The organism is Intrasporangium sp., from assembly GCF_040414665.1.
Taxonomy (GTDB): domain Bacteria; phylum Actinomycetota; class Actinomycetes; order Actinomycetales; family Dermatophilaceae; genus Intrasporangium.
In genome coordinates this window covers 1-15,642 of sequence record NZ_JBEDUL010000014.1, presented here as the reverse complement: position 1 = coordinate 15,642, position 15,642 = coordinate 1, and the positions used below count along the sequence as shown (strand labels likewise).

15 protein-coding genes are annotated in these 15,642 nt (G+C 70.2%); 4 read left to right on the top strand and 11 right to left on the bottom strand.

Annotated elements, in window-relative coordinates:
- The coding region (locus tag ABF401_RS01760) for a DMT family transporter (RefSeq protein WP_353507812.1) at positions 1 to 594 on the top strand (594 nt) is incomplete at its 5' end.
- A 263-nt stretch (positions 595 to 857) separates the two neighbouring features.
- Here the strand turns inward: ABF401_RS01760 and era are convergent.
- Genes era through ABF401_RS01730 form a run of 6 tightly spaced genes read right to left on the bottom strand, consistent with a single transcriptional unit; the run spans position 858 to position 6,676 of the window.
- A complete protein-coding gene (era, locus tag ABF401_RS01755) occupies positions 858 to 1,832 on the bottom strand; it encodes a GTPase Era (RefSeq protein WP_502908177.1) in 975 nt (324 codons plus the stop codon).
- Positions 1,813 to 3,129, bottom strand: coding sequence for a hemolysin family protein (locus ABF401_RS01750; protein WP_353507810.1), 1,317 nt, complete (start codon positions 3,127 to 3,129; stop codon positions 1,813 to 1,815). Before ABF401_RS01750 ends, era begins: the two co-directional genes overlap by 20 nt.
- Before the next feature lie 11 nt (positions 3,130 to 3,140).
- Positions 3,141 to 3,608 carry an rRNA maturation RNase YbeY gene (gene ybeY, locus ABF401_RS01745; RefSeq protein WP_353507809.1) on the bottom strand — a complete coding sequence of 156 codons (468 nt, stop codon included), beginning with the start codon at positions 3,606 to 3,608 and terminating at the stop codon, positions 3,141 to 3,143.
- Positions 3,605 to 4,744, bottom strand: a complete 1,140-nt coding sequence (locus tag ABF401_RS01740; protein ID WP_502908176.1) for a PhoH family protein — start codon at positions 4,742 to 4,744, stop codon at positions 3,605 to 3,607. Before ABF401_RS01740 ends, ybeY begins: the two co-directional genes overlap by 4 nt.
- 13 nt (positions 4,745 to 4,757) lie before the next feature.
- Positions 4,758 to 6,323 carry a S10 family peptidase gene (locus tag ABF401_RS01735; RefSeq protein WP_353507808.1) on the bottom strand — a complete coding sequence of 522 codons (1,566 nt, stop codon included), beginning with the start codon at positions 6,321 to 6,323 and terminating at the stop codon, positions 4,758 to 4,760.
- Complete coding sequence (locus tag ABF401_RS01730; protein ID WP_353507807.1) at positions 6,323 to 6,676, bottom strand: histidine triad nucleotide-binding protein; 354 nt, start codon at positions 6,674 to 6,676, stop codon at positions 6,323 to 6,325. The genes ABF401_RS01735 and ABF401_RS01730 overlap by 1 nt, the downstream gene beginning before the upstream one ends.
- 68 nt (positions 6,677 to 6,744) lie before the next feature.
- Between ABF401_RS01730 and ABF401_RS01725 the strand changes: the two genes are divergently transcribed.
- Positions 6,745 to 7,389 carry a SigE family RNA polymerase sigma factor gene (locus ABF401_RS01725; protein WP_353507806.1) on the top strand — a complete coding sequence of 215 codons (645 nt, stop codon included), beginning with the start codon at positions 6,745 to 6,747 and terminating at the stop codon, positions 7,387 to 7,389.
- On the top strand, positions 7,386 to 8,573 hold the full coding sequence (locus ABF401_RS01720) for a Gmad2 immunoglobulin-like domain-containing protein (RefSeq protein WP_353507805.1): 1,188 nt from the start codon (positions 7,386 to 7,388) through the stop codon (positions 8,571 to 8,573). Before ABF401_RS01725 ends, ABF401_RS01720 begins: the two co-directional genes overlap by 4 nt.
- A gap of 103 nt (positions 8,574 to 8,676) precedes the next feature.
- Here ABF401_RS01720 and ABF401_RS01715 read toward each other — a convergent pair whose 3' ends face one another.
- The 3 genes from ABF401_RS01715 to hrcA all read right to left on the bottom strand — a co-directional run bounded on the left by ABF401_RS01715 (position 8,677) and on the right by hrcA (position 11,728).
- Positions 8,677 to 9,420: a 16S rRNA (uracil(1498)-N(3))-methyltransferase gene (locus ABF401_RS01715; RefSeq protein WP_353507804.1), complete on the bottom strand. Its 744-nt coding sequence runs from the start codon at positions 9,418 to 9,420 to the stop codon at positions 8,677 to 8,679.
- A 7-nt stretch (positions 9,421 to 9,427) separates the two neighbouring features.
- Positions 9,428 to 10,555, bottom strand: a complete 1,128-nt coding sequence (dnaJ, locus tag ABF401_RS01710) for a molecular chaperone DnaJ (RefSeq protein ID WP_353507813.1) — start codon at positions 10,553 to 10,555, stop codon at positions 9,428 to 9,430.
- A 129-nt stretch (positions 10,556 to 10,684) separates the two neighbouring features.
- Positions 10,685 to 11,728, bottom strand: coding sequence for a heat-inducible transcriptional repressor HrcA (hrcA, locus tag ABF401_RS01705; protein ID WP_353507803.1), 1,044 nt, complete (start codon positions 11,726 to 11,728; stop codon positions 10,685 to 10,687).
- A 360-nt stretch (positions 11,729 to 12,088) separates the two neighbouring features.
- On the opposite strand from hrcA, the gene ABF401_RS01700 reads away from it, so the two are divergent.
- A complete protein-coding gene (locus tag ABF401_RS01700) occupies positions 12,089 to 12,982 on the top strand; it encodes a DUF3097 domain-containing protein (RefSeq protein WP_353507802.1) in 894 nt (297 codons plus the stop codon).
- On the opposite strand, the gene ABF401_RS01695 is transcribed toward ABF401_RS01700, so the two are convergent.
- Positions 12,960 to 14,396, bottom strand: a complete 1,437-nt coding sequence (locus ABF401_RS01695) for an aldehyde dehydrogenase family protein (protein ID WP_353507801.1) — start codon at positions 14,394 to 14,396, stop codon at positions 12,960 to 12,962. The genes ABF401_RS01700 and ABF401_RS01695 overlap by 23 nt on opposite strands.
- An 11-nt stretch (positions 14,397 to 14,407) precedes the next feature.
- Positions 14,408 to 15,642 (bottom strand): radical SAM family heme chaperone HemW (hemW, locus tag ABF401_RS01690; protein WP_353507800.1); only part of this gene is annotated, 1,235 nt, incomplete at its 5' end.

Here is a 15,642-nt window from a genome sequence, read left to right as displayed (position 1 = left end):
CTGGCCTGCTCCGGTGCCGGGATGCTCCTGCTCCTCGGGCTCGGCGGCTTCTCGGCGGTCTCGCCCCTGGGGATCGGACTCGCCCTCACCGCAGCGGTGACCTATGCGGTCTACACCATCGTCGCCTCGTCACTGCCCGTCGACGCCGACGTGTCCCTGCTCATGGCGATCGTGGCCACGTCGGCGCTCGCCTCGGTCACGATCTTCACTGTGGCGTCCGGGCAGCCGCTCGCGCTGGAGCCCGACCCCGTGGTGCTCGGCTGGGTCGTCACCTACGTCGTCGTCGGGACGGTCCTCGCGATGCTGCTCCACCAGCGTGGCATCACCCGCGTCGGGGCCGGGACCGGCGGCATCCTCTCGAGCATCGAGCCGCTCGTCGCGGCAGGAGCCGTGGCCCTTGTCTATGGGGAGACGATGTCACCGGTTCAGGTGGCCGGTGGCCTGGTCATCCTCGCTGGCGTCGTCGTGGTCCAGCTGCCGCAGCGCCAGCGGGCGACCCGAGGACGAGGCAACGAGCATCGGGACGCGTCCAAGCGTGACCCTCAGTTCGCAGGCTCCGGGCTGGCGGCGGCTCCCGCCTCAGGCAGGTCGTAGCTCGTCCTCGTCGCGTCCGCTATGACCTCTTCGGGACGCGGTGGCACTGTCTGGTCGTACTCGAGGATCTCGAGCTCATGGTCAGGCTGAACGCTCATGGCTGCCTCCTGCCCCCGAGTCTAGGTCGACAGCGCTCCCACCGCTCAGCCTTGGCGAGCCGACGGACTACCGCGACCTCTCCGCTGCGGCCACGCCTGAGCACGCAGACAGCGCCCCGAGCCTCTCCGTGGTAGTCCGTCGGCCCGGGCCGGTGCGGCTTGACGTCAGAAACCGAGCCGCTGCAGCTGTTTCGGGTCGCGCTGCCAGTCCTTGGCCACCTTGACGTGGAGGTCGAGGAACACCCTCTGGCCGAGCAGCGCCTCGATGGCCTTGCGAGAGTTCGTGCCCACCTCGCGCAGGCGTGAGCCGCCGCGGCCGATGACGATCGCCTTCTGGCTCGGCCGCTCGACGAAGACGTTGACGCGCACGTCGAGCAGCGGGTTGTCCTCCGGACGCCCTTCGCGCTGGACCATCTCCTCGACGACGACAGCGAGCGAGTGCGGCAGCTCGTCGCGCACGCCCTCGAGGGCTGCCTCGCGGACGAGCTCGGCGATCATGACGGCCTCCGGCTCGTCGGTGAGGACCCCGTCGGGGTAGAGCTGCGGCGACTCCGGGAGGTAGGACGACAGGACGTTGCGCACCTCCTCGACCTGCTCGCCAGACACGGCCGAGCACGGGATGATCGCGTCCCAGTCCCCGAGCCGGTCGATGGCGATGAGGTGCTCGGCGAGACGGTCCCGGTCGACGGTGTCGCTCTTGGTGGCAATGGCGACGACCGGGCGGCGGCGGCGAATGCGGCGCAGCTCCGCCAGCTCGTTGGCGATGAACGTGTCCCCGGGGCCGATCCGCTGGTCCGCCGGCAGGCAGAAGCCGATGACGTCGACCTCGAGGAGCGTCTCGCGGACGAGGTCGTTGAGGCGTTCGCCGAGCAGGGTGCGCGGCTTGTGCAGGCCGGGGGTGTCCACGAGGATCAGCTGTGCCGTCTGCGTCGTCGCGACGCCCCTGATCGTGTGCCGGGTCGTCTGCGGCTTCGAGCTCGTGATGGCGACCTTCTGTCCGACGAGGGCGTTGGTCAGGGTCGACTTGCCGGCATTGGGCCGACCGATGAGGCAGGCGAACCCAGCCCGGTACCCCTCCTGAGAGTTGGGAGCCGAGCCACCTCCGCTCGTCCGTCTCACGTCAGGATCGTGAGTGCCCATGGGCATCCTCCGTCTCGGGCGCCAGGGCGGCCTCGGCCTCCTCCGGTGTGGCGCGGTGCACGATGACCGACGCCACCCGGTGACGGCGGCCGGCCATCCGCTCGGCAGTCAGGGTGAGGCCCGACACGGTGCCGGAGGAGCCGACAATGGGGACCCTGCCAATGACCTTGGTGAGCAAGCCGCCGACCGTGTCGACGTCCTCCTCGTCGATCGTGACGTCGAAGATCTCAGCGAGGTCGTCGATGTCCAGCGACGCGGGCACGCGCAGGCTCCCGTTCTCGAGGGCCTCCACGCCCGGCGACTCGCGATCGTGCTCGTCCGCGATCTCGCCGACGATCTCCTCGATGATGTCCTCGATCGTCACGAGGCCGGCGGTGCCGCCGTACTCGTCGACGACGATGGCGAAGTGGTTCTGCTCGTGCTGCATCTCCCGCAGCAGGTCGTCGACGGGCTTGCTCTCGGGGATGAAGTGCATCGGCCGCATCACGACGGTCACCGGCTGGCGAGCGTCCTCGGGGGCCGCGTTGAGCCGACGGGCGACGTCCTTGAAGTAGAGCAGGCCGAGAATGTCGTCCGTGTCCTCGCCGACGACAGGGATGCGGGAGAAACCGGACCGCAGGAAGAGAGACATGGCGCTGCGCAATGCCTTGTCGTGCTCGATGACGACCATGTCGGTGCGCGGGACCATGACGGCACGCGCCACCGTGTCACCGAGCTCGAAGACGGAGTGGATCATCTCGCGCTCCTCGGCCTCGATGACCTCGGTCTCGCCGGCCCGGTCGAGCAGGTCGCGCAGCTCCGACTCGGTCTGGAAGGGGCCGTCGCGATAGCCCTTGCCGGGCGTGACGGCGTTGCCGAGGACGACGAGCAGCCTTGCCAGCGGGCCGAGCACCCGGTGCAGGCCCACCGCGAACGGGGCGCTCCACAGGGCGACGGCCTCGAAGTTCTGCCGCCCCAGGGTGCGCGGCGAGACCCCGACGATGACGAACGAGACGACCGCCATGATCGCGATGCTGAGGAACAGCGCCTTGACGAGCGAGTCCGCTGCCTCGGCCACGGCGAGGGTGACGAGGACCGCCGTGGTCGCCTCCGCGACGACTCGGACGAACGCAATGACGGAGATGTAGGGCGGCGACTCGGCGACGACCGTCCGCAGGGACTTCGCGCCGGAACGTCCCTCGTCGTAGAGCTCCTGGGCGCGCACGCGCGACATCCGGAAGATCGCTGCCTCGGCGGCCGAAAGGAGGAAGGCGACGACGATGCTGATGAGGGCCGGGATGACCAGTTGCAGGAACATGGGCTCGGCCCTCAGTCGACCGGTCTGTTACGGGTGGCGAGATAGGTCAGCAGCAGCTGCCGCTGGAGCTCGAACATCTCGCGCTCCTCCTCCGGCTCGGCGTGGTCGTAGCCGAGCAGGTGCAGGATCCCGTGCGTCGTCAGCAGGAGCATCTCCTCGATCGGCGCGTGCCCGGCCTCGCCTGCCTGACGCGCGGCCACCGACGGGCAGAGCACGATGTCGCCGAGGGTGCCCTCCTCCGGCTCCTGGCCCTCCTTGCCCGGTCGCAGCTCGTCCATCGGGAAGCTCATGACGTCGGTCGGCCCGGGCAGGTCCATCCACTGCTCGTGGAGCACCGCCATGGCCGGCTCGTCGACGAGCTTGATGCAGAGATCGGCCTGCGGGTGCACGCGCATCTGCTCCATGACGTACCGGGCGCAGCCCAGCAGCTCGAGCTCGTCGACCGCTTCGTCGGTCTCGTTGAGGACGTCGATGCTCATGCTTGGTCTTCCTGCGCGGCGGGCGCTTCCACGACAGACGATGCCGTATGCCGCTGAGCCGGCTGACGCTTGCGAGCGCGGTCCGCGCCCGCCTCCTTCGTCGAACGGGTGGCGCGGCGCCGCTCGCGGGCGTCCTCCCGGTCGTAGGCGTCGACGATGGCACTGACGAGCCGGTGCCGGACGACGTCGCTGGAGGTCAGCTCGGCGAAGTGGATGTCCTCGATGTCGGTGAGGATGTCGCGGACCACCCGGAGCCCGGACCGCGTGCCTCCCGGCAGGTCGACCTGGGTGATGTCGCCGGTGACGACCATCTTGGACCCGAAGCCCAGCCGCGTCAGGAACATCTTCATCTGCTCCATCGACGTGTTCTGGGCCTCGTCGAGGATGATGAATGCAGAATTCAACGTTCTGCCACGCATATAGGCCAGCGGGGCGACCTCGATCGTCCCGGACGCCATGAGTTTCGGGATCGTCTCCGGCGCGAGCATGTCGTGGAGCGCGTCGTAGAGGGGGCGGAGGTAGGGGTCGATCTTCTCGTTGAGCGTGCCCGGCAGGAAGCCGAGCCGCTCGCCGGCCTCGACCGCGGGCCTGGTGAGGATGATGCGGTCGACCTGGTTCGCCTGCAGGGCCGCCACCGCCTTGGCCATGGCCAGGTAGGTCTTGCCGGTGCCGGCGGGACCGATGCCGAAGACGATCGTGTGCTTGTCGATGGCGTCGACGTAGCGCTTCTGGTTCAACGTCTTCGGCCGGACGGTGCGGCCGCGGTGGCTGATGATGTTCATCGTCAGGACATCGGCCGGCCGCTCTGCCGTCTGGTCGCGGAGCATCGAGATCGAGCGCTCGACGGCGTCGCGGTTAAGCGGCTGGCCGGCGTCCACGATGACGAGGAGCTCGTCGAGGAGCCGGTCGATGATCTCGAGCTCGCCTGACGGGCCCTGGAAGGTCATCTCGTTGCCGCGGACGTGGGTGTCGACCAGCGGGAACTGACGTTCCATGGTGCGCAGCAGCTCGTCGCGCGGACCGAGCAGGGACACCATCTCGATCGGCGGCGGCATCTCCCTGGTCAGCCGGTGGGGCTCCCGGGGATCCGCCGTGATGGGAAGGTCGGTATCGAACGGATCATCGGCGTCAGTCATCGTGGGTCCGAGTCTACGTGGGCGAACCCGACGACCTCACCACGAAATCAGCGAGGTCGCGGCTCTGCTGGACCCGCGACGGCTCGTGGACGTACATCATGTGGCCGGCCTCGTAGTAGGCATGCTCGATGTTGGCCCGGAGGGACTGCGGCAGCCGGAGCTTGGCGAAGACGTCCTCGGCAGCGAAGTGGGGCGTCGCGCCGTCGTAGTAGCCGTAGGAGACGTGGACCCGCAGATGCGGGTTCTGGCGCATCGCACGCTCCAGACGGTCCGAGACGTCCACAGGCCGACCCTCGAAGTCCTTGAACGACCACGGCATGACCCGCGAGGTGATCTGCTCGTAGTGCAGGTCGGAGGTATAGCCGAGGTCCTCTCGGACGTAGTGGTTCCACGCCGCGGCGTACGGGCCCATGATCGCGTCGTGGGAGGGGTCGGCGTCCATGTTCTCGGCGATGGCGCTGGCGGCCGGTCCGGTGAACCGGGCGTCGAGCCGCCCCACGGACAGCCGCTCGTCACGGAGCAGCTCGGTGAAGTACCGCCAGTGCTCGATCCGCAGGTCGCACCGGTCGATGTAGTCCTCCGACAGGCCGGAGAGGCGGGCCAACGTGGAGACGGCCGTGGCACGGTCTTCGGGACTCAGCCGGGCACCTTGGGACAGGGCCCACGGAAGGTCGCGAGCGGCATACGCCTCCGCTTCTTGGAGGACCGAGCGCAAGGAGCGCCGCCCGTGCTTGCCGTGGTAGTGCGCGATGGCGGCGTACGTCGGCAGGTAGAGCGCGTGCGCGCGGTCGTTGCGCTGCTTCTCGAAGTCGATCGACGACAGGTCGAGAACGCTGCTGATGAGGATCAGCCCGTTGAGGTACATCCCGTAGCGATCCTGCAGGTGAGCGGCGAGGGCGGCTCCGCGAAGCGTGCCGTAGGACTCCCCCGCGACGAATTTCGGCGACATCCAGCGCTTGTTGCGGGACGTCCAGAGCCGGATGAGCTCGCCGACGTGCTCGATGTCGCGTTGGTAGCCGTGGTACTCGCCCGGCTTGCCGCCCTCGACGGCCCGGGACCAGCCGGTCGACATCGGGTCGATGAAGACGAGGTCCGCGACCGTGAGGAGGGACTCGGGGTTGTCTGCGAGCCCGTAGGGCGGCGGCTCGAGCTGGCCGACGTCACCCATGACCACGCGGCGCGGTCCGAGCAGGCCCAGGTGGAGCCAGACGCTCGAGCTGCCTGGACCGCCGTTGAAGGCGAAGACCACCGGTCGGGTGCGAGGGTCCGCGCCATCGAGGGTGTAGGTGGTCATCGAGATCTCGGCGCGCGCCTTGTTGCCCCTGAAGGTGCCGTCCTTGTGCTCCTCCTCGCGCAGCACGACCCGCCCGGCCGTCGCGGTGTAGGCCAGCCTGCGCCGGCCGACGCGGAGCTGGTGATGGGTTGTGACCAGGTCGTCCTTCGGCTCGGGCGGCTCAGGCGCCTTGCCGTCGGGTTCGTTGCCCGTCGCGACCTTGGGGCTCGTGTCGGTGGCCTGGCCCTCGGGCCGGTCGGGGCTCTCGTCGCCGAGCGGCTTGCCCGCCGGGTTCTCGTCCGGCATCAGCGCTCCGTGAAGGTCTTGCCGCCCAGGACGTGGGCGTGGGCGTGGAAGATCGTCTGGCCGGCGTCGGTGCCGGTGTTGAACACGAGCCGGTGGTGCTCGGCGACGCCCTCCTTGGCGGCGACCTCGGCGACGAGCTCGAACAGCGCCTCGAGGTCCGCTGGGGAGGCGGCCGCCAGCGCCCCGATGGTCGGCTCATGGCGTCTCGGCACGACGAGCACGTGCACGGGAGCAGCCGGGTTGATGTCGCGGAAGGCGACGGCCCGCTCGCTCTCGGCAACCCGGTCGGAGGGGATCTCGCCGGCGATGATCTTGCAGAAGAGGCAGTTGTCCTGCCCTGGGTTGGCGGTCATGGTCGCCACCCTAAGGATGTCAACCGAACCACGCACCTAGGCGTCCCCTCATCGTGAGAACGTGGGGCATGGCTGCGACTTGGCACGATGCCGAGGATCGCGCGTCGTCGGGGGGTGACCAGCGCTCTCCCCGAGCGGGCGCGTCCCCGTCCGACCTTCCTGACGATCCCGACCGGGCGATCACGGAGCTCTACGCCGCGCACTGGCACCGGCTCGTGCGGCTGGCGTGGTTGCTCCTCCATGACCAGGGTGCCGCCGAGGACGCGGTGCAGGACGCCTTCGTGGCGACGCATCGCAACTGGCGCTCCATCCGCCAGACCGGCGGCGCCGTGGGCTACCTCCAGACCGCCGTTGTCAACACCTGCCGCTCGGTACAACGCCACCAGGTCGTCGTCGACCGGCACCAGTCCCGGGAGGCCGGCGCTGCGGAGCTTCCGGGCCGGCGGAGCGCCGACAGCGCCGAGACGCAGGTGCTCCACGCGGCCGAGCGCGGCGCGATGATCGAAGCGCTGCGCGGCCTCCCCGCCCGTCAGCGAGAGGTCCTCGTGCTCCGTTACTACGCCGACCTGTCCGAGGCACAGATCGCGGAAGCGCTCGGGATCGCTCCGGGCTCGGTCAAGGCCCACGCCCACCGGGGTCTCAGCTCGCTCCGGCAGGGCATGCCCCGGCGTGACCCTCAGCAGCCCGTCAATCCAGAGGTGGAGCAGTCATGAACCCCGACGACAGCCGTCGACGGACCGACCCCGGTGAAGAGCATGATGGTGGGGTTGCGTTGAGCGGTTCGGAGCTGCGGAACGTCGAGACAGGACTGCGCGAGGCGCTGGTCGCCGACGCGCGGTCCATCCAGCCCGGAGAGCGCCTCGACGCGATCCTCTCCGCCGCCCACGAGGCGGGCCCGGCGGGAGGCCAGCGCCCGTCCCCACAGCAGCGCTGGTCCATTCTCGCGGCGGCGGCTGCGGTGGCGCTCGTGGCCGGGGGGACCCTCTGGCTCGCCGGGCGTGCAGGCACCCCTCCGCCGGCTCCGTCGCAGCCGACGACGCAGACGACCGCCACATCCCCTCGGCCAACCCCGACATCGCCAGTCCCCTCATCGCCGAACGCCTCGGTCCCCCCGATCGTCCCGCCGTCGACGAGCGCCCCGACGACGGGCCCGCCCGGACAGGGATCGATCGACGGCACACCGGTGTACTGGATCGGAGACACGGGCGGGGCGCCGCGGTTGTTCCGAGAGTTCCGCACGGTGCCGGACACCGGCGGCTCGGTCGACTCCGCGGTGACGGCCATGACGGCGATGGAGCCGCTCGACCCTGACTACTTCTCGCCCTGGCGGCCCGCTTCCCGCGTGGACGTCACGCGCCGGGGTGACGCGCTCACCGTGGACCTCTCGGCCGATGCCATCTCGGGGCAGGACGTCGGCAGCGAAGTCGCCGCGCGGGCGGTCCAACAGCTCGTCTACACGGCGACCGCTGCGGCTCAGGTTGCCGGGATTCCCGCCCGGACCGTGACGATCCTCATCGACGGGAAACCGGCCGACGCCTGGGGAGTCGTGCGACTCGGCGAGCCGATGGCGCGGGCACCACAGGCAGAGGTGCAGTCGCATGTCTGGGTGCTCGCCCCGACGGAGGGGCAGGAGCTGCCGGCCGGACCGGTTCGGTTCAGCGGGTTCGGTACGTCGTTCGAGGCGAACTTCCTGTGGCAGGTCACGCGGCACGACGGCAGCGTGGTGGCGCAGGGCAACGCCACGGGCGGGACCGGCACCGGCGGCTTCGGACAGTTCGCGTTCGAGCGGAGGCTGCCCGCCGGTGAGTACGTCATCACCATGTCGACGGAGGACCCGTCCGGTGGCGCTGAGGGTGGCGGGCCCCACGTCGACACGAAGTCCTTCACCGTCGGCTGACTGCCCCATTGCAGTGATCGAGTGTGCAACTTCTGCCGACCCTGCCAACGGTGACACAGGCTGGTAGCGCAGAAGTTGCACACTCGATCGTCTCGCCCATGGGCTAACGCCAGCGCGACCTGGCGTTGAGCACCGCCAGCGCGGCCGGCCCAGCGGACGAGGAGCGCAGGATCGTCGGACCGAGCCGCACGGCCCGTGCACCCGCTCCCTGAAGAGCCGCCAGCTCGCGGTCCGAGATCCCGCCCTCCGGCCCGACGACGACGAGCACATCGCCCGACTCCGGCACCTCGACCCCGGCGAGCGGCTCGCTGGCGTTCTCATGGAGAAGGAGGGTCAGCGCAGACGTGCCAACCCGGCCGACCAGCGAAGGGAGGTCGACCGGGGAGGAGGTGAGCGGCATACGGGCTCGTCGGGACTGCTTGGACGCCCGGGTCACCACGGAGGCCCACTTCGCCAGGGACTTGGCGGCGCGGTCGCCTCGCCACACGACGATCGAGCGCTCGGCTGCCCACGGCACTACCTCGTCGATGCCGAGCTCGGTCGCCGCCTCGATCGCCTGTTCGTCGCGATCGCCCTTGGCTAGGGCCTGGACGAGAACGAACCGCACGGCTGGCTCCGGCTCGTCGACGACGTCGAGGACCTTGCCCTGCACCGAGGTCCTGTCGACCTGCTCCGCCTCGGCGAGGACCCGACGACCGACCCCGTCGGCGACAAAGTAGCGCTCCCCCACCCGGACCCGGACGACCGTCGCCGCGTGCCGCCCCTCGTCACCGTCGAGGACGATGGTCGCACCGGCCGTGGCCCCAGCGAGCCTGGCCCGGTCGCCGAGGAACAGCTGATGGGTCACGCGACCCTCACTTCTCCTTGAAGGCGTCCCGGATCTTGCCGAACAGTCCCTTGTTGGGCGTCAGCCGGCCCTCGGGCCGCTCCTCGCCGCGCATGGCGGCGAACTGCCGGAGCAGGTCCTCCTGCTCCTCCGTGAGCCTGGTCGGCGTCACGACGGTCGTGTGGACGAGCAGGTCGCCACGTCCGCCGTGGCGCAGGTGCGTGACCCCGAGGCTGCGGAGCGTGTTGACGTCACCGCTCTGGGTGCCGGGCTTGATCTCGAGGTCCTGCATCCCGTCGAAGGTCGACAGCTTGAGCGTCGTGCCGAGCGCGGCGGCCGCCATGGGCAGCTCGATGACGCAGTGCAGGTCGTCGCCGCGGCGGGTGTAGGTGTCGTGGGCGAGGACGCGGATCTCGACGTAGAGGTCGCCCTGCGGTCCGTTGCCGGGCCCGACCTCGCCCTCGCCGGTCAGCTGGATCCGGGTGCCCGTGTCGACGCCGGCGGGCACCTTGAGCTTGAGCGTGCGACGGGTGCGGACCCGGCCGTCGCCGGAGCAGTCGTGGCAGGGGTCGGTCAAGGTGGAGCCGTAGCCCTGGCAGTTGACGCACGGCCGCGACGTCATGACCTGGCCGAGGAAGCTGCGCTGGACCTGCTGGATCTCGCCGCGACCCCGACAGATCGGGCAGGTCTGGCGGCCAGTGCCGGGCTCGGCTCCGTCGCCGTCGCAGCGCTTGCAGCCGATGGCGGTGTCGAGGGTCAGCTCCTCCTCGGAGCCGAAAACCGCCTTGGCGAGGTCGATGTCGAGCCGGACAAGCGCATCCTGGCCCCGCTGCACCCGAGGACGCGGCCCGCGGGTGCCGGTCGTCGCGCCCGCCCCGAAGAAGGCGTCCATGACATCGCTGAACGAGAAGCCTGGCCCCGTGCCGAAGCCCGCACCGGCCGCGGCGAACGGGTCGGCGCCCAGGTCGAACGACCGACGCTTGTCCGGGTCGGAGAGGACGTCGTACGCCTGGGAGACGCGCTTGAACTCCTCCTCGGCCTCCGGCCCGGGGTTGACGTCGGGGTGCAGCTTGCGGGCGAGCCGACGGTAGGCCTTCTTGATCTCCTCCTGACTTGCGTCGCGGGAGACACCGAGGACGGCGTAGTAGTCGTTCAAGCGGGTGGTTCCTGTCATCTTCGTCTTGGCGTCCAGGTCGTGTGTCGGTGGTCGGGGTGGTGGTCGGTCAGTCGACTTCCATGGTGCCGCGCCGGGCGGGGCGCTGGGTCACCTCATCCAAACGAACGGTCATCCCGTGTGGTTCTCGTCGAGGATCTGCGAGACATACCGGGCAACGGCCCTGACCGAGGCCATGGTCGTGGGGTAGTCCATGCGAGTCGGTCCGAGCACGCCGAGGCTGGCCACGCGCTCCAGACCGGACCCGTACCCCATCGAGACGAGCGAGGTCTTCTGGAGTCCCGTGACCGGGTTCTCCGAGCCGATCCGGACCGAGAGCGCATCCGGGTCGTCACCGAGCTGCCCGAGCAGGCGCAGCAGCACCACGTGCTCCTCGAGCGCCTCCAGGATCGGGCCGATCGACGTCGCGAAGTCACCACCGGGGCGGGCCAGGTTCGCCTGACCGGCGAGCACGACCCGCTCCTCCCGCTCCTCGACGAGGGCATCGCTGAGGGCCGACACGATGGCCTCGACGACGGGGCGCTCCTCAGCGGGGGCGTCCTCCACGAGGTGGCGCAGCTCCGTCGCGGCAACCGTGAAGGGCACTCCCGCCGCCACCTCGTTGAGCGAGGCCCGCAGTCGGGCGACGAGCTGCTCACCCGTGCTGCCGGTGGGCAGGGAGCGGACCTCGACGACCCGCTGCTCGACGCGTCCGGTGTTGACGATGAGGACGACCATCAGGTGCGTGACGCCGATCGGGACGAGCTCGATGTGCCGGACCGTGGACCGCGTCAGGGACGGGTACTGCATGACGGCGACCTGACGCGTCAGCCCCGCAAGCAGGCGCACGGTCCGGTCCACGACGTCGTCGAGGTCAACCGCTCCCTCGAGGAACTGGCTGATGGCCCGCCGTTCCCCTGCGCTGAGCGGCTTGATCTGGCTCAGCCGGTCGACGAAGACCCGATACCCGGCATCGGTGGGCACCCGGCCGGCGGAGGTGTGGGGCGCGTGGATCAGCCCCTCCTCCTCGAGCTGGGCCATGTCGTTGCGCACGGTCGCGGCAGAGACGCCGAGGTGGTGCCGGTCGACGAGCGCCTTGCTGCCCACCGGTTCGGAGGTCTGCACGTAGTCCTGCACGATGGCGCGGAGCACCATGAGCTTGCGCTCCTCGCTCATTCCGCACCTCCCGCTGGCACTCTCGTTGGTCGAGTGCCAAGTCTACGTCGTGGGTCGCCCTCCGTCACACGCTCACACCACCATGCCGTATGCCGCTGAGCTCAGTCCCAGCCGCACGCGCATCCCAGCCCTCCCGCCCCTTCGTCGAGTGTGCACTCCGCGCCGGCATCCGGCGCTCGAGTGTGCACTCCGCGCCGGCATCCCCAGTGGCGGGAAGTGCACACTCGACGAGGACCCAGCCCCGGCGCGAACTGCACAGTCGACGAGGGGCCAGCCGGGCGCGAACTGCACATTCGACGGAGAGGGGTGGGGCACCCGCGTGGCGATGCCGCTGGGAGTGAGCCCAGCGGCATACGCTCCATGATCGTGTCGCACCACGATCGTTACGGCTCTGACGTCCTGTCCGGCGACTGGCGCGCCCCCCGGCGCGGGCGCTCGGTCGACGCGCCCGCCGAGCCCGGCCTCGTTGTCGAGGAGGTCGAGACGGGCTGGGTCGGCGCGGTCGTGCGGGTGGAGAAGGCGGGCGGCATGCACGTCGTCACGCTCGAGGACCGTCGCGGGCGGGTCAAGGCCTTCCCCCTGGGACCGGGGTTCCTCGTCGACGGCAAGCCGGTCACGCTGACCAAGCCTGTCGCGGCCGCCTCGGCCGCGCTGGACGCCGCCCGGCAGGCTCAGTCCCGCACGGCGAGCGGCTCCGTTGCCGTGCAGGGCGCAGCGGCACGGGTCGCAAGCGGCTCACGGATCTACGTCGAGGGTCGGCACGACGCCGAGCTCGTCGAGAAGGTGTGGGGCGACGACCTGCGCATCGAGGGGGTCGTCGTCGAGATGATGGACGGGGTCGACGACCTGGCCGGCATCGTCGTCGATTTCCAGCCGGGGCCGGGCCGGCGGCTCGGCGTGCTCGTCGACCACCTCGTGCCGGGCACCAAGGAGGCCCGGATCGTGGCCCAGGCGCAGGCCCTCCCCGGGCTCAAGGACCACGTGAAGATCCTTGGGCACCCCTACGTCGACGTCTGGCAGTCGGTGCGGCCTGCGCGCCTGGGCTGGGAGCAGTGGCCCGTCATCCCGCGCGGGACGTCCTGGAAGCAGGGCATCTGTGCAGCCCTCGGCTGGCCCCACGAGACCCAGGCCGACATCGCCCGGGCGTGGAAGCAGATCCTCGGCACCGTGCGCACCTACGCCGACCTCGAGCCGGCCCTGCTGGCGAGCGTCGAGGAGCTGATCGACTTCGTCACCGACGTGGAGGCGCGATGAAGCGCCGCACGAGCGTCTCCTTGATCGACGTGAACGGCGGGTAGACGGCCGCGAGCAGGTCGGGCTTCGCGGGCACGTCCAGGACCGGCTTGGCGTGGCTGAAGATCGCGATCGACTCCTCCCCGTGGTACTTGCCCATCCCGCTCGCACCGACGCCGCCGAACGGCAGCGATGGCGCCCCCATGTGGACCAACGGCGCGTTGAAGGTCAGGGCGCCCGATGACGTGTCCCGGATGAACCGGCGCTTCGTCTCGCCGCGGGAGGTGAACACGTAGAGGGCGAGCGGCTTGTCCCGGGCGCCGATGAACTCGACCGCCGCGTCGACCCCGCTGACCTCGATGAGGGGCAGGATCGGTCCGAAGATCTCCTCCTGCATGGCGAGGTGGTCACCGTCGACCCCGTCGAGCACGGTCGGCTCGATGTAGCGGGACTCGGAGTCCGTCCCACCTCCCCGTGCCACGTGCTCCTCCGTGATGAGGCGGGAGATCCGACCGAAGTGGCGCTCGTTGACGATCCGGCCGTAGGCGTCCGACTGCGAGGGGTCCTCGCCGTAGAAGTCGCGGATCGCCTTGTCCAGCAATGGCTTCAGCGCGTCCAGCACACGCCGGGTGGCGATGACGTAGTCCGGCGCCACGCAGGTCTGCCCGGCATTGGTGTACTTGCCCCACACGATGCGGCGCGCGGCCGTGTCGAGGTCGACTCCTTCGTCGACAAACGCGGGCGACTTGCCGCCGAGCTCGAGCGTCACCGGTGTCAGGTGGCGAGCCGCCGCTTCGAGGACGACCCGTCCCACGGTGCCGTTGCCGGTGAAGAAGATGTGGTCCCACGGCTGGGTGAGCAGCTCGGTCGTCTCGGGGACGCCACCTTCGACCACGCGGACCGCAGCCGGGTCGACGTAACGCGGCAGCAGCCGAGCCAACGTGGCCGACGTCGCCGGCGCCACCTCGCTCGGCTTGAGGACCACCGCGTTGCCGGCCGCGAGCGCTCCGGCGAGGGGGGCGAGGGCGAGCTGGACCGGGTAGTTCCACGGGCTGATGACGAGCACGACGCCCAGGGGTTCGCGCACCACCTTGGCGCGAGCCGGCCGCATCCAGAGCGGGAGCGGGGCCGACCGAGGGCGGGTCCAGGACTTCAGCTCCTTGAGGACGTGGGTGATCTCGTTGGACGTGTACCCGAGCTCGGTGATCCACGACTCGGCCGAGTGCTTCCCGAGATCGGCGTCGAGCGCCTCGACGAAGGCGGCCTCCTGCTCCGAGAGCATGCGACGCAGCCCCGTCAGCTGCGCCGTCCGCCAGGCGAGCGGCTTGGTCATGCCGGTGCCGAAGACGCCTCTCAGCTCATGGAGGAGAAGAGCGGCGTCGAGCTGGTCGCGGCCGTCTGCCTGGGCCTCTGGTGGGCGGATCGTCTGGGTCATCCTGCTCCTCGTCACGCAATCAGTCGGTGCACGACCGTGTCGGCGAGCAACCGGCCCTGTCGCGTCAGCACGACCCGGCCGCCGCCCACCGCCGTGGGCCCGTCAACCAGCCCGTCGGCGATCAGGCCCGCAACGGCCGCACGTCCTGATACTCGCAGGTAATCGACCGGAAGTCCCTCGATGATCCGTGTGCCGAGCAGCACAGTCTCGTCGTAGCGCTGCTCCCGGGTCAGGGTCTCCCGGCCGTGTGCCGGCGACTGCCCTGCCGCCAGCCGGGCCGCGTACGCCGCGGGGTGCTTGACGTTCCACCAGCGCACGCCGCCGACGTGGCTGTGCGCACCCGGACCGATCCCCCACCAGTTGGCCCCCGACCAGTAGGCGACGTTGTGCCGGCAGCGAGCCTGCTCCGACCGAGCCCAGTTGCTCACCTCGTACCAGTCGTAGCCGGCCGCCGACAGCACCTCGTCGGCGATCTCGTACTTGTCCGCCTCGTCGTCGTCCTCGGGCATCGGGACCTGGCCGCGCCGCACCTGCGCGGCCAGCTTGGTCCCGTCCTCGACGACGAGCGCGTAGGCGGAGATGTGGTCCGGCTCCAGCGCGACGGCCACGTCGAGGCTGCGCCGCCAGTCGTCGAGCGACTCCCCCGGCGTCCCGTAGATGAGGTCGACGCTGACCTGCATCCCGCTTGCGCGCACCGCGTCCACCGCGCGTGCGACGTTGTCGGGGTCGTGGGTCCTCTCGAGCGTCGCGAGCACGTGCGGCACCGCGGACTGCATGCCCAACGAGACGCGCGTGAACCCCCCTGCCGCCAGCTCCGCGAGCGAGACCGGCGTCACGGAGTCCGGGTTGGCCTCCGTCGTGACCTCCGCGCCGGGTGCGAGTCCACAACGAGTCCGTATGCCGCTGAGTACCCTCACGAGGTCACGTGACCTCAGCATCGTCGGAGTCCCACCACCGACGAAGACTGTCGAAACCTGCGGGGCTCCCTCGCCCAGCACCCTGCGCGCGAGGTCGAGCTCCGCGAGCGCGGCATCGGCGTAGCTGTCGAGGCCGATCGAGGGGCCGGACCGGTCCCGGGCGGCGAGCTCGGTCAGCGTGTAGGTGTTGAAGTCGCAGTAGCCGCACCGGACCCGGCAGAACGGCACGTGGACGTAGATGCCCAGGTCTGCGCCGGCGAGGCCCGCCAGGGCCGAGCTCGGGAGCTCACCCGACGCGGGGGCGGGGTCTCCGTCGGGAAGCGAGCTGG

Coding starts and splice junctions, on each gene's coding strand:
- ABF401_RS01695 (WP_353507801.1), bottom strand. CDS start 14,396: ATGACCCAGACGATCCGCCCACCAGAGGCCCAGGCAGACGGCCGCGAC.
- ABF401_RS01730 (WP_353507807.1), bottom strand. CDS start 6,676: ATGACCGCCAACCCAGGGCAGGACAACTGCCTCTTCTGCAAGATCATC.
- ABF401_RS01740 (WP_502908176.1), bottom strand. CDS start 4,744: ATGACTGACGCCGATGATCCGTTCGATACCGACCTTCCCATCACGGCG.
- ABF401_RS01700 (WP_353507802.1), top strand. CDS start 12,089: ATGATCGTGTCGCACCACGATCGTTACGGCTCTGACGTCCTGTCCGGC.
- hrcA (WP_353507803.1), bottom strand. CDS start 11,728: ATGAGCGAGGAGCGCAAGCTCATGGTGCTCCGCGCCATCGTGCAGGAC.
- ybeY (WP_353507809.1), bottom strand. CDS start 3,608: ATGAGCATCGACGTCCTCAACGAGACCGACGAAGCGGTCGACGAGCTC.
- ABF401_RS01720 (WP_353507805.1), top strand. CDS start 7,386: ATGAACCCCGACGACAGCCGTCGACGGACCGACCCCGGTGAAGAGCAT.
- era (WP_502908177.1), bottom strand. CDS start 1,832: ATGGGCACTCACGATCCTGACGTGAGACGGACGAGCGGAGGTGGCTCG.
- ABF401_RS01725 (WP_353507806.1), top strand. CDS start 6,745: ATGGCTGCGACTTGGCACGATGCCGAGGATCGCGCGTCGTCGGGGGGT.
- ABF401_RS01735 (WP_353507808.1), bottom strand. CDS start 6,323: ATGCCGGACGAGAACCCGGCGGGCAAGCCGCTCGGCGACGAGAGCCCC.
- ABF401_RS01750 (WP_353507810.1), bottom strand. CDS start 3,129: ATGTTCCTGCAACTGGTCATCCCGGCCCTCATCAGCATCGTCGTCGCC.